This is a genomic window from Arthrobacter sp. K410C (assembly GCF_059090105.1).
The window spans coordinates 88,860-101,837 of record NZ_JBNHFJ010000003.1 but is presented as its reverse complement, the minus strand read 5'-3'; the positions used below and the strand labels follow the sequence as shown (position 1 = coordinate 101,837).

Here is a 12,978-nt window from a genome sequence, read left to right as displayed (position 1 = left end):
GTCAAGACAGCCGGCAACATCACCGGCCCCAGGAAAGGAAACACCACATGTCCATGAACCACCACCGCCGGTACTACGCCGGACATGCCGGACCTGCCGCGTTCCGTCCGGCCGCTCCGGACCGGGAAGGCAACAGGTCCCGCAGGGCACGGATGAACACCGGCAGCATCCTGCCAGCCAACGTTGTGGAGCTCCACCCAGGCGCACGCCTGCCCCGGAAGCACAGCGGAACCATCAGGCTGATGGGTTCGGAGGCGGGCATGGCCACCGCCGAATACGCCATCGCCACACTTGCTGCGGTTGGCTTGGCGGGCCTCCTTGTCTTCATCCTCCGCAGCGACGAGGTCCGCGGCTTCCTGCTGACCCTGATCCGCACCGCGCTGGCACTGCCGTGACCGCTGCGCCGGCCGCGCTCCAGCACCGGACAACCCGGACCGTTCCCTGCTGCCCGGAAGGCCGGGAAGCCGGCACCGGGGGACACTGCAAGCGCGGGCCCGGACACGGAAGCAGCATGTCGAACGCGGGACGCGGCGCGGTCACTGCCGAGTTCGCCGTGGCGCTTCCCGCGGTGCTGGCCCTGCTGGCCATGCTCCTGGCGGGGGCTGCGGCAGGGGCAACCCAGCTGCGGATCGAGGAAGGGGCGCGGGCCGGTGCGCGGGCGTTGGCGAGGGGCGATGATCCCGCCAGGGTCGAGAGAACCGTCAGGACACTGGCCGGCAGCACGGCAGCAGCCGCGGTCGCAGCGGAGGGCGGCTGGTACAGCATCACTGTCACGGACCGTGTGGCCGGGCCGCTGGGCTCCTGGATTCCTTGGATCCTGACCGCCCGCGCCTCCACGCGCAGCGAAGCGCCCCCAGCATCCTCAGCCGGTGGACTGACTGACTGGAGGGGGACCAGGTGACGGAGGCTCACGCGCGCAACGGGCCGGCGCCTGGCCGCCGGAGTACTTCCAGGCGGCGCGGCAGCGGCCTCATTGCGCCGCTCGTTGCGCCCCCTGACGACCAGGCCGAGCGGGGCTCCGGGACGGTCCTTGCCGCCGGCCTGGCGCTGGTGGTCCTGCTCGTCGCGGCCATGGTGATGCTGCTGGCCCAATCGGCGGTGCTGGCCAGCAGGGCGGCATCTGCCGCGGACCTCGCTGCCCTTGCCGGTGCCGATGCGCTCCGCGGCCTGGCCGACGGCCAACCCTGTGCAGTAGCGGCGGCGGTGGCCGCCCGCCACGCAGCGGTGGTCGTCAGCTGCGTGGCGGGCCCGGGCCAGACACTAGAGGTCCGGACGCAGCTGGCCGGGTCCATTCTGGGTCCGGCCAGCGGCCATTCCCGGGCAGGACCTCCACCCGGTGGGATTCCCTAGGCGCGCCGTGAGCCGGCGCTTGGTTCGCCGATGCCCTGCTGCCCGGTCGCCTCCTGTGGCCCTGCGGCGTCCGGCTGCCCGGTGGTCTCCGGCTGCTCCGTGGCCTCCCTCAGCAGAACGTCCAACAGTGTGACGGCGGCGTCCTTGTCCAGCGGGTTGTTCTTGTTTCCGCACTTGGGCGACTGCACGCAGGACGGACAGCCGGAGTCGCACTCGCAGGCCTTGATTGCATCCCGGGTGGCGGCCAGCCACACCTTTGCCTTGTCGAAACCCCGCTCGGCAAAGCCGGCCCCGCCGGGGTGACCGTCATAGACAAAAATGGTGGGCACCCCGGTGTCGGCATGCAGGGCCGTGGAGACGCCTCCGATGTCCCACCGGTCGCTCGACGCCACCAGCGGCAGGAGCCCGATCGCGGCGTGCTCGGCCGCGTGCAGCGCACCCGGGAACTGGGCTTCGATGAGGCCGGCGGCCGTGAGCGACCTGTTGTCCACCACGAACCACACGGCTTTGGTAAAGAGGTCCCGGGCTCCGAGGTCCAGCGGTTCCTCACCCAGGATCTCGTTGGAAATCAGGACCTTGCGCTGGAAGGAAACCACCTGCGTGGTGACCTTGACGTCGCCGAAGTGGACGGTGATGTCGCCCCACTGCATGGTGCGATGGGTCTCCAGCACCTCAATCTGGGTGACGTCCCGGGCGGTGGTGTAGTAGTCCGGGTTGGCCCGGCGCACCACCACGCAGTGGTCCTCCTCGTTCAGGTCCTCCACCACGTAGCTGTCGCCCTGGTGGATGTACACCGCGCCGTTGTGCGCCTGGTAATGAGTCTGTGGCGAATCCATGGTGCCCAGCAGGGAACCAGTGTCCGCGTCCACGATGCTTACCGGCCCGCCGCCGTCCGCCCGGAGGTTGACCATCGCCGCAGCGCTCTGGGCATGGGTCCAGAACCAGCCCGCGGGCCTGCGGCGGAGGTAGCCCTGCGCCACGAGCTTGTCCAGGAGTGCCCCTGCCGTTCCGCCGAACAGGTCCAGTTCCCCAGGACCCAGGGGGAGTTCGGCGGCCGCAGCGCACAGGTGCGGGCCGAGCACATAGGGATTGGAGGGGTCAAAGACCGTGGCCTCCACGGACACGTCGAAAATCGCTTCCGGGTGGTTCACAAGGAAGGTGTCCAGGGGGTCGTCGCTGGCCACGAAGGCGGCGATCGCCTCCTGGCCGGCCCTGCCGGCACGCCCGATCTGCTGGAACAGGGAGGCCCTGGTTCCGGGCCAGCCCGCCACCAGGACCGCGTCCAGGCCAGAAATGTCGATGCCCAGCTCCAGAGCCGAGGTGCTGGACACGCCCAGGAGCTGGCCGGAGCGGAGGGCTCTTTCCACGGCGCGGCGTTCCTCCGGGAGGTACCCCGAGCGGTAGGCGGCCACCCGCTGCGGGAGGCTGGGGTCCACCTCGTCCAGGAGGCGCTTGGTGATGGTGGAGATGGTCTCCGCGCCGCGGCGCGATTTGATGAAGGCGATGGTCCGCACCTGTGCGGACACCAGATTGGCGAGCAGGTCGGCTGTTTCGGCCACGGCTGTCCGCCGTTCCTTCGCACCGTTCTCGCCCCTGACTTCGCTCAGGGCCGGTTCCCAGAAGGCCACCGTGGTGGCGCCGTGGGGTGAACAGTCGCGGGAAACGGCCTGTACCGGGGCGCCGATCAGCCGGGAGAAGGAGGCATCGGGGTCGGAAGCCGTTGCCGAGGCAGCTATGAACACGGGTTCGGGGAAGGAGGTGCCGGCTCCGTAATAAGCGCAGATGCGACGCAGCCGCCGCATCAGGTTGGCCACATGGGACCCGAACACGCCCCGGTAGCTGTGGGCTTCGTCGACGATCACATAGCGCAGCCGGCGGAAGAACCCCGCCCACCAGGCATGGTTGGGAAGGATGCCGAAATGAAGCATGTCCGGGTTGGCCAGGATGAAGTTCGCATGGTCGCGGATCCAGCGCCGGGAGGCGGGGTCGGTGTCGCCGTCGTACGTCTCTGCCCGGACGGTGGGAAGCTTCAGGGCGCGGATGGCGTTCAGCTGGTCGGCGGCCAGCGCCTTGGTGGGGGAGAGGTACAGGGTGACGGCACCGTCGTCGTGGATCTTTCCCGGATCTGCGAGGACACGCAGTTCAGACCGGTGGATGGCATCCAGCGCTGGCAGCTGGTAAGCCAGCGACTTCCCCGAAGCGGTGCCGGTGGCCACCACCACATGGCCGCCGCCGTGCGCGATCCCGGCGGCTTCCACCTGGTGCCGGTAGGGCTCCCGGATGCCCAGGGAAGTGTAGGCGTCCACCAGGTCCGGATGGACCCAGTCCGGCCATGGTGCGTGGACCGCCGCGCGCGCCGGCAGGGTGCGGACATGACGGAGCTGTTCCGGATCCGGGCCGCGGCCCAGCATGGGAATCAGGGAGTCATGGGGGTTCACCCCAACATTGTTTCACCCGCGGGGAAACGGCAGCCCCGGTTCCCCCAAGGGCGAACCGGGGCTGCGGGTCAAAGAGGAGGGAACGGTCAGCTCAGGGACAGATCCGAACCGTCGTGGGATGCGGACAGCATCAGCACGCGCGAGACCGTGCTCCAGCCCAGATGCGAGTAGAGCTTCTGGCCGTCAACGGATGCCAGCAGCAGCCCCGTGGTGACATCGTGCTCGAATGCCTGCGCGGCGAGGGCCCGCATGATGAAACTGCCCAGTCCGCGGCGCTGGAACCCCGGCTCGGTAATGATCTTGTCGAACACGGCGGTGTCCCCCACCACAAACACCCGGCCGCTCGCGGCCAGCGCATCGCCGGATCGCACCTCCGCGTAGTGGACTCCGTTCTGCTCGGTTGCGGAGAAGGTCAGGTCGTCGTCGGAAAGCCAGGGATCCTCGGCATCCTGCGTCTCCATGTCAACGATCATCATGGTCTGGCTATCCGAGGTGACGTTTAGCCCGTGCCTGCCGGCCATGGCTGCGTAGCGGGGGATGTCATTGGTGAGGATCGTCAGGACGCGGGGCGGAACCTCTGCGGTTTTGGCAGCCAGGGCGGCGAATTCGTCGTCAGTGGGGTCGGACGCGAAGTATTCCCATTCGCCGCTCGTGTCCGCCCGGAGTGCAGCGGGGAAACGGCCCTCTGTGGATGTCTGGTACCCGCGGCAGCCGGCCCAGCCCGCCACCCACACTTCAAGAAGGCCAGTGATGTCTTCAATCATGGTTTCCGGACTCATGGCATGAACACTATTCCAGCCTGAACGCCAGCAACAGGGTGCTTACGCAATTGTGATGGAGGAGGTTCCGGACGCCGGTACGGGTGCTCGGGGCCAGCCCAACGGGGCAAGTGCCCGGACCCCAGCCGGTACCCTTAAATACGTGGCTTTGAACCGAATCGTGCTCTTCTACGGCTTTACCCCCATCGCTGACCCGGACGCAGTGCGTCTCTGGCAGCGTGCCCTCTGCGAGAAGCTGGGCCTGACCGGGCGCATCATCATCTCCAAGGACGGCATCAACGCCACCGTGGGCGGCGAGATCGGCGCGGTAAAGCAATACGTCAAAACCACAAGGGAATACAAGGGCTTCCGCGGCATCGACGTCAAATGGTCCGACGGCGGCGCGGAGGACTTTCCAAGGCTCAGCGTCAAGGTTCGCGACGAGATCGTCTCCTTCGGCGCACCCGGCGAGCTCAAGGTGGATGAAAACGGTGTGGTGGGCGGCGGCAAGCACCTTAAGCCCGAAGAGCTGCACCAGCTGGTGGACGCCCGGAAACAGGACGGCGAAGAGGTGGTCTTCTTCGACGGCCGGAACGCCTTTGAGGCCCAGATCGGCCGGTTCAAGGACGCCGTGGTCCCGGACGTCGCCACCACCCATGACTTCATCAAGGAACTGGACTCCGGTAAGTACGACGCCCTGAAGGACAAGCCGGTGGTGACCTACTGCACCGGCGGCATCCGCTGCGAGGTGCTTTCGAGCCTGATGGTGAACCGCGGCTTCAAAGAGGTCTACCAGCTGGACGGCGGCATCGTCCGCTACGGCGAAACCTTCAAGGACCAGGGCCTCTGGGAAGGCTCCCTGTACGTCTTCGACAAGCGCATGCACCTCGAGTTCAGCGAAGACGCCAAGACCATCGGCCAATGCACGCGCTGCTCCGCGCCCACCAGCAAGTTCGAGAACTGCTCCAACCCCAGCTGCCGCACCCTCACGCTGTACTGCGCCGAATGCGCCGCAAGTCCCGAAACACTGCGCTGCCCCGAGGGCTGCGCCGCCTGAGGCACAACTTCAGCCGGTCGGCTGCAGGGCTGGCCAGGTACAAGCCGCCCTCACAGCCGCCGCACCCGGTAGGCAAAGTTGGCGCCGGTCCTGGCTTCCACCGTGATGCTCAAGGAAGTCTCGGCGGAGAGGTAGATGACGTTCTCCCGGTTGACCCCGCATCTCAGCCCCAGGTCCACCAGGGTCAGCGCATCACTGCGGACAACGAAATCGACCCGCCGCTGGCTCCGGCAGGCCAGGGCCAGAGCGTAGGTGCCGGTTTCCAGCACCGGGGTGGTTTCCGTCCGCACTTCCGCGGCGGCAAGGAGCCCGGCCCCTGCATGGACCACCGGCTGCGGGGGGTCGGGCAAGGTCCGCTCCACCCACGCCTCCAGTTCCCCTTCCGGCACGGGGTCGCGCCGCAGTGCATCGCGGGTGAAGGCCGGAGCAGGAGTAACGGAAGGTTCCGCCGGGACGCCCGACCAGTCCCGGCCGTCGTCGTACGTGTATTCACAGCCGCCCAATGCCATCCCGGCTGCCAGCACAAGGCCCAGGACGACGGCGGCCGCCGGCTTCCGCGCCAGCGGTGCCCGTGCTGTCCCTCCGGAAAGGGGCGCGGAGAGCCTCCGCACGGTGGGCATAGTCCGACTCTAAGCCCGCAAGGCCCGGCGGGCCAGAGCGAAAGGACCGCTATCGGGCGGGCACCAAATTGTAGGCGTAGATGAGCGGGGCATCCACGCTGGAGGTGCTGACCTCCACCGTGCCGGGCTCGGGCAACGTGATCCTGGTGACTTCCCGGCTGCCGTTGCAGGCCGCCCCGGCGTCCACCACCTGGGTGCCGTTAAGTGATAGCGCGAAGAAGGCTTTTCCGCCGCCTTCGCAGGTGGCCGTCAGAGTGTAGCGTCCGGCCGGAACGCTGGACGCTTCCTGCACGATGTGGTCCCGGTTCAGAATCTTCCCGGCGTCCGCCAGCACGGCTCCCGCGGCGGAAGGCAGGGCAGTGGCCTGCCACTGCGGCACGTCCGCGTTCTCTATCGACACCACCGGGGAACAAGCAGCCAGGGCAAGCGCCGCGGCGGGCATGACGGCAGCCAGCAGCAGCCCTCCGGACTTCAGCGGGCGGCAGGGGACGGCAGCCCGGCGGCGGGCGCGCGGAAGGAGGGGCAGCGGAGAAGGCATGCTTCAACGCTACCCCGCGGACAGGACACCCTTTGTACGAGACCCCGTCCGCCCCTGCCCGGACCGCCGGACTAAACTTGACCGGTGCCTAGATCCCCATACGAGTTTTCCGCCGGCAGCATCCCCGACGCCCCGCGCAGCGACCTTCCCCAGCTGCTGTCAGCCCTCGCAGCGGACCTGCGCCGGACCGGATACACCCTCGATGGCGTCGCGCAGCTCCTTGGGCCCGCGGCCTCGGCGGCACTCAACAGGGACCAGATCATCCCGGCCCTGCTGGCCACCGAACGCGCGGCCCGGGGGGACGAAAGTGCCCGGCCGCTTGCCGCCGTCGTCCGTCTTTGGCTCCTGGCCGAACCGCAGGAACGGGACGTGCTGGACGCCGCCCTCCCGGGCATCCGCAGCGGGGGCCTCCTGGAACTGGGGCTGGTGCAGCCGGTGTCCGGCAGCACCCTGCTGGCAGCCAAGGCTGACCTGCGCCCCTACGGCTGGGACGCGAATGAGGATGGAAGCGGCGGGGCCGAGCTGTGGGTGGCCAGCGACCTCGCGGCCCACCAGCAGGAGGGGGTCCTCCGGCATGACCACGTCCTGGGCATCGGGCAGGCCTCCACCACCCTGGTGCAGACCACCATCCGCCGCCACACCAGGCGGGCTCTGGACCTTGGCACGGGGTGCGGGATCCAGACGTTCCACCTGCTGCACCACTGCGAGCACGTGACGGCCACGGACATTTCAGAACGTGCGCTCGCCTTCACCCGTTTTAACATCCTGCTCAACGCCGAGCCCCTTTCCGTGGACCCGGCCCGGTTCGAGGACCGCGTGAGCCTCCGCCTGGGGTCGCTCCTGGAACCGGTAGCCGGCGAGGAATTTGACCTGGTGGTGTCAAACCCGCCCTTCGTCATCACGCCCCGCCGCGCCGGAGAGGACGCCGCGGGACAGTTCACCTACCGCGACGGCGGGCTGCCGGGCGATGACATCGTTTCCTCGCTGGTGGCGGACCTGCCCGGCGTGCTGGCGCCGGGCGGCACGGCGCAGATGCTCGGCAACTGGGAGGTGACAGCCGACGCGGAGTGGCACGAACGGCCCAGGAACTGGGTCCGGCCCGGCACGGACGCATGGTTCATCCAGCGCGAGCAGGTCAGCCCGGAGCAGTACGCCGAGACCTGGCTGCAGGACGCGTCCGAAGGCCGTGACCGGCAGCATTACCGGGATGCTTACGCCGCCTACCTTAGCGACTTCGAGTCCCGGAACGTGGAAGGGATCGGCTTCGGCATGGTCTGGCTCCGCCGTCCCCTGCCTGGCGGGCAGGCCACCGTCAGTCGCTTCGAGGAAATCACCTACCCCATCGAGCAGCCCATCGGTCCCCACCTGGGCGCCGCCGTCGAACGCTGCGACTGGCTCGCTGCCAACAGGCTCGAGGACACTCACCTGCTGGTGGCGGAGGACGTCACCGAGGAACGGCACCAGCGGCCCGGCGCGGAGCATCCGGGCGTGATCCTGCTCCGCCAGGGGGCCGGGCTGCGGCGGACCAACCTGCTCAGCACCGAGCTCGCCGGGTTCGTTTCGGCCTGCGACGGCGACCTGACCGCCGGCCAGATCGCGGGCGCCCTGGAGGCGCTCCTGGGTGGCGGCATGGCCGGCGACGGCACGGGATTCGACGCCGGCAGTTTCCGCAGCGCACTGCTGGCCGACGTGGAAAACCTGGTCCGCGACGGCTTCCTGGTTCCGGCCCACGGCTGAGCCTTCCGGAGCCTTTGCGCACCGCAGGGTTTTCCACACCGAATGCGCACAATTGTCCAAAATATGGTGAACTAGGCCAATATGGGCTCATCTGCCCCAGCAACCTTTTTCTGTAGGAGCACCGTGCCAAGCAAGGCCAAAACCGGCAAGAAACTCGTGATTGTGGAGTCTCCGGCCAAGAGCAAGACCATCGCCAAGTACCTGGGCGAGGGCTTCATTGTCGAGGCCTCCATCGGTCACATCCGCGACCTGCCGCAGCCGTCGGAGCTTCCCGCAGAACTGAAGAAAACCTCGGTAGGCAAGTTCGCCGTCGATATCGAGCACGACTTCAAGCCCTACTACGTGGTGTCCGCGGACAAGAAGAAAAAGGTCACTGAACTCAAGGCGGCGCTCAAAGACGCCGACGAACTCTACCTCGCAACCGATGGGGACCGCGAGGGCGAAGCCATCGCGTGGCACCTGCTGGAAGTACTCAAGCCCAAGGTCCCGGTATACCGGATGACGTTCGGCGAAATCACCAAGGAAGCGATCCAGCGCGCCATGGGCAACCTGCGCGACGTCGACTCCGCACTGGTGGACGCCCAGGAAACCCGCCGTATCCTGGACCGCCTTTACGGCTACGAGATCTCTCCCGTCCTGTGGCGCAAGGTGGCCCGCGGCCTGTCGGCCGGCCGCGTGCAGTCCGTTGTCACCCGCATGGTGGTGGACCGCGAACGCGAACGCATGGCATTCAAGGCGGCGTCCTACTGGGACCTCACTGGCCAGTTTGGCGCCGACGCCGGCTCCTTCAAGGCCAAGCTCGCCGCCGTGGACGGTGCAAAGGTCGCCACCGGCCGTGACTTCAACGACGACGGCGTCCTGGTCTCCAAGAACGTCGCCCACCTCAACGAGGAACTGGCGGCGTCCCTGGCCGCCGGGCTCCAGGACGCGGACTTCCGCGTCCGCTCAGTGGACACCAAGCCGTACACCCGGCGCCCCGCCGCGCCGTTCACCACCTCCACGCTGCAGCAGGAAGCAGGCCGCAAGCTGCGGTTCTCCTCCAAGAGCACCATGCAGATCGCACAGCGGCTGTATGAAAACGGCTACATCACCTATATGCGTACGGACTCCTCGGCGCTGAGCGACGAGGCCATCACCGCCGCCCGCCGGCAGGCGTCGGAGCTGTACGGCCCCGAGTACATTCCGGGCTCGCCCCGGGTCTACTCCAACAAGGCCGCGAACGCGCAGGAAGCCCACGAGGCCATCCGTCCCGCCGGCGACTCGTTCCGGACCCCGGCGCAGGTTGCCTCGCAGCTCTCGGGCGACGAGTTCCGGCTCTACGAGCTGATCTGGAAGCGGACCGTCGCCTCCCAGATGGCCGACGCCAAGGGTTCGACGGCCACCATCCGGCTCGGTGCGGTGGCATCGGACGGCCGGGACGCAGAGTTCTCCGCTTCCGGCACCGTCATCACCTTCCCCGGATTCCTCGCCGCCTATGAGGAGGGCAAGGACGAGACCCGCGGCGACGACGACTCCGACGAAGGCCGCCGCCTGCCCAACGTGGCCAAGGACGACGCCCTCACGGCCTCGGAGATCGTGGCCGTGGGCCACGAGACCTCACCGCCGCCGCGGTACACCGAAGCGTCGCTGACCGCCGAGCTGGAAAAGAAGGGCATCGGCCGGCCGTCCACCTACGCGTCCACCATCTCCACCATCCAAGACCGCGGCTACGTCCGGAAACAGGGCTCCGCCCTGGTACCCAGCTGGATCGCGTTCTCCGTGATCCGCCTGCTGGAGCAGCACTTCAGCGACTACGTGGACTACGAGTTCACGGCCGACATGGAAGGCGACCTGGACAAGATTGCCAACGGCCAGGCCGTGGGCGCTTCCTGGCTTCGCCACTTCTACTTCGGCGAGGATTCCGATCCCGGCCTGCTGAGCATCGTCAACAACCTCGGCGAGATCGACGCGCGGGAAATCAACTCGATTCCAATCACCGACGAGATCACCCTGCGGGTGGGCAAGTTCGGCCCGTACCTGGAGAGCTCCGCGGCTACCGTTGACCCCAAGACGGGGGAGATCGTGGAATCGGCGCGCGCGAACGTCCCGGAGGACCTTGCCCCGGACGAACTGACGGCTGCCAAGGCCATCGAGCTGATGGAGACCGCCGCCCCCGAGGAACGCGTGCTGGGCACCGATCCCCACACCGGCCACACCATCGTGGCCAAGAACGGCCGCTACGGCGCGTATGTCACCGAAATCATCCCCGAGATGACCGAGGAACAGATCGCCGCCCAGCCCGTCGAGTACTACAAGAACGGCAAGCCCAAGCCGCCCAAGAAACCGGTCAAGGCCAAGCCGCGCACCGGCTCGCTCTTCAAGTCCATGACGGTTGAGTCGGTGACCCTGGACGAGGCACTGCAGCTCATGAGCCTGCCGCGGCTCCTGGGCGAGGACGCCGAGGGCAACCCCATCACGGTGCAGAACGGTCGCTTCGGCCCGTACCTGAAGAAGGGGACAGACTCCCGGTCCATCGGCTCGGAAGAGGAAATCTTCACCATCACACTGGAGCAGGCGCTGGAGATCTACTCCCAGCCGAAGCAACGTGGTGCCCGTGCAGCCGTGCCGCCGCTGGCGGAGTTCGGCCCGGACCCGGTGTCGGAGAAGAACATCGTAGTGAAGGAGGGCCGCTTCGGGCCCTACATCACCGACGGCATCACCAACATCACTGTTCCCCGCGCCACCTCCCTGGAGGAACTGACGCGGGAACAGGCTGTGGAGCTCCTCGCCGAGAAGCGTGCCAAGGGGCCGGTCAAGCGCACCGCCACCCGGAAGGCGCCGGCCAAGAAGAAGGCCACGGCGAAGAAGTAGCCTGGTGGCAGGGCAGCCGCCCGGCCACGGGCGGGGAATTGCGCAGGGCACCCGAACGTGATCGGGTAGGGGGATGACTGAACAGCCTGCAATTGCCGACCCCACTCCGCTGAACGACCTCGAGGAGCAGCTCGCCAAGGGCGGACAGCCGGACGCGAGTCCCGTGGACGTCATCCTGTCCTTCCTCAACAGCGAGGTCTACATCATCAGCTCGGACACGGTGGAGGGCGAGGACTCCCAGGTGGAGCCGCTGGTCCTGGCCAATGCCGAGGGTGACCCCGTCCTGGCCGTCTTCTCACACCCGAGCCGGGTGGACCGGCAGTACCTGGATGCCGCACCCAACGTACTGGGCACCCAGGGCGCAGCGATCATCGCCAACATAGGTGAGGAGCTGGGCATGGTGATCAACCCCGGCGCCGCCTACGGCTTCGAAATTAACCCGGAGGGCGTGGCCAACATCAAGCGCGACTTCAAGCGCGCGGACGAGCTTCCCGACAGCGCCCCGGAGGACCCTGCCGGCATCTGAGCACGTCAACGGGCTGCGCACCGCGGTGCCCAGTTGGAATACGGCGCCCGCGCCGGTGAATAATGTCACCATGCGGCTAGGCGTCCTCGATATCGGGTCCAACACTGTCCATCTTCTGCTGGTGGATGCCCACCCTGGCGCGCGGCCGGTTCCCTTTGCCTCGCACAAGCGCCCCCTGTCCCTGGTCCAGTACCTGGAAGCGGACGGCAGCATCAGTGATGCCGGGCAGCACGAGCTCACGGAGTTCGTGCTGGAAGCCTGGGAGTTCGCGGCCCGGCACAAGGCCGAAGACCTGCTGGCTTTCTGTACCTCCGCCATCCGTGAAGCAACCAACGGGCCGGAGGTGCTGGCCCGGGTTAAGCATGAAACCACGGTGACGCTGCAGGAACTCAGCGGCAGCGAGGAGGCGTCCATGACGTTCTTCGCCGTCCGGCGCTGGCACGGCTGGGGCGCCGGGCCCATCTTGAACCTGGACATCGGTGGCGGCTCCTTCGAAATGGCCTTCGGACAGGATGAGCTGCCTGAGCTGGCCACCTCGGTGCCGCTCGGCGCCAGCAGGCTGACCCGTGACTGGCTCGCCGATGATCCGCCCACTGCCAAGAGCGTCAAGGAACTGCGGCGCTACATCCGGGCCACCCTGAAGCCGGCTGTCCGTGAGTTCGACAGCCTGGGCAGGGCGAACGTTGTTGCCGGCACGTCGAAGACCTTCCGGTCACTTGCCCGCATAGCCGGGGCAGCCCCCAGCGATGCCGGTCCCTACGTCAAACGCGAGCTCAACGCAACGGACCTGGGCATCTGGGCCCAGCGTATTTCCGCCATGAAGGCCGAGGACCGGCTGCACCTGCCGGGTGTCTCGGAAGCGCGTGCCCACCAGCTGCTGGCCGGCGCGCTGGTTGCCGAAGCCGCACTGGAGCTGTTCAAATTCAAGAAACTGCGGATCTGTCCCTGGGCCCTGCGTGAGGGCCTCATCCTCCGGCGGCTCGACCAGCTGGTCTTCGACGGGCCGCTCGAGCCCGCGCCGCACATTGCGCCGCCGCAGGCTGTCCGGGCCGCCGTGTAGTTGCCTGCCCGTGGGAGCAGGGCCGGAGGCTGCTAAAGGCGCCG

12 protein-coding genes are annotated in these 12,978 nt (G+C 67.7%); 8 read left to right on the top strand and 4 right to left on the bottom strand.

Annotated features, from left to right (window positions below):
• Nucleotides 1-47 precede the first annotated feature (47 nt).
• The 3 genes from AC5RU7_RS07220 (at nt 48) to AC5RU7_RS07210 (ending at nt 1,350) form a co-directional block, all read left to right on the top strand.
• On the top strand, nt 48-395 hold the full coding sequence (locus tag AC5RU7_RS07220) for a DUF4244 domain-containing protein (protein ID WP_494051699.1): 348 nt from the start codon (nt 48-50) through the stop codon (nt 393-395).
• Nucleotides 396-511: 116 nt separating this feature from the next.
• Nucleotides 512-901, top strand: a complete 390-nt coding sequence (locus AC5RU7_RS07215) for a TadE family type IV pilus minor pilin (protein WP_494051698.1) — start codon at nt 512-514, stop codon at nt 899-901.
• Nucleotides 898-1,350 (top strand): Rv3654c family TadE-like protein, encoded by a 453-nt coding sequence (locus tag AC5RU7_RS07210; protein ID WP_494051697.1) that lies wholly within the window; start codon nt 898-900, stop codon nt 1,348-1,350. The genes AC5RU7_RS07215 and AC5RU7_RS07210 overlap by 4 nt, the downstream gene beginning before the upstream one ends.
• Here the strand turns inward: AC5RU7_RS07210 and AC5RU7_RS07205 are convergent.
• Both AC5RU7_RS07205 and AC5RU7_RS07200 read right to left on the bottom strand, forming a co-directional pair.
• On the bottom strand, nt 1,347-3,788 hold the full coding sequence (locus tag AC5RU7_RS07205) for a DEAD/DEAH box helicase (RefSeq protein WP_494051696.1): 2,442 nt from the start codon (nt 3,786-3,788) through the stop codon (nt 1,347-1,349). The genes AC5RU7_RS07210 and AC5RU7_RS07205 overlap by 4 nt on opposite strands.
• Before the next feature lie 86 nt (nt 3,789-3,874).
• The gene (locus AC5RU7_RS07200) at nt 3,875-4,567 is read right to left on the bottom strand and encodes a GNAT family N-acetyltransferase (RefSeq protein ID WP_494009954.1); all 693 of its coding nucleotides are present in this window, start codon (nt 4,565-4,567) and stop codon (nt 3,875-3,877) included.
• Nucleotides 4,568-4,709: 142 nt separating this feature from the next.
• Between AC5RU7_RS07200 and trhO the strand changes: the two genes are divergently transcribed.
• Nucleotides 4,710-5,603, top strand: coding sequence for an oxygen-dependent tRNA uridine(34) hydroxylase TrhO (trhO, locus tag AC5RU7_RS07195; protein ID WP_494051695.1), 894 nt, complete (start codon nt 4,710-4,712; stop codon nt 5,601-5,603).
• A gap of 50 nt (nt 5,604-5,653) precedes the next feature.
• Here the strand turns inward: trhO and AC5RU7_RS07190 are convergent, their stop codons facing one another.
• Together AC5RU7_RS07190 and AC5RU7_RS07185 are read right to left on the bottom strand one after the other, a co-directional pair.
• On the bottom strand, nt 5,654-6,223 hold the full coding sequence (locus AC5RU7_RS07190; protein ID WP_494051694.1) for a DUF6023 family protein: 570 nt from the start codon (nt 6,221-6,223) through the stop codon (nt 5,654-5,656).
• Nucleotides 6,224-6,272: 49 nt separating this feature from the next.
• Complete coding sequence (locus tag AC5RU7_RS07185; protein ID WP_494051693.1) at nt 6,273-6,761, bottom strand: DUF6023 family protein; 489 nt, start codon at nt 6,759-6,761, stop codon at nt 6,273-6,275.
• Nucleotides 6,762-6,845: 84 nt separating this feature from the next.
• On the opposite strand from AC5RU7_RS07185, the gene AC5RU7_RS07180 reads away from it, so the two are divergent.
• The 4 genes from AC5RU7_RS07180 to AC5RU7_RS07165 all read left to right on the top strand — a co-directional run bounded on the left by AC5RU7_RS07180 (nt 6,846) and on the right by AC5RU7_RS07165 (nt 12,934).
• Nucleotides 6,846-8,498 carry a DUF7059 domain-containing protein gene (locus tag AC5RU7_RS07180; RefSeq protein ID WP_494051692.1) on the top strand — a complete coding sequence of 551 codons (1,653 nt, stop codon included), beginning with the start codon at nt 6,846-6,848 and terminating at the stop codon, nt 8,496-8,498.
• Nucleotides 8,499-8,621: 123 nt separating this feature from the next.
• Nucleotides 8,622-11,348 (top strand): type I DNA topoisomerase, encoded by a 2,727-nt coding sequence (topA, locus tag AC5RU7_RS07175; protein WP_494051691.1) that lies wholly within the window; start codon nt 8,622-8,624, stop codon nt 11,346-11,348.
• 73 nt (nt 11,349-11,421) lie between these two features.
• A complete protein-coding gene (locus tag AC5RU7_RS07170) occupies nt 11,422-11,874 on the top strand; it encodes an SseB family protein (RefSeq protein ID WP_494051690.1) in 453 nt (150 codons plus the stop codon).
• 70 nt (nt 11,875-11,944) lie between these two features.
• The gene (locus AC5RU7_RS07165) at nt 11,945-12,934 is read left to right on the top strand and encodes a Ppx/GppA phosphatase family protein (RefSeq protein ID WP_494051689.1); all 990 of its coding nucleotides are present in this window, start codon (nt 11,945-11,947) and stop codon (nt 12,932-12,934) included.
• The last annotated feature ends 44 nt before the right edge of the window (nt 12,935-12,978 follow it).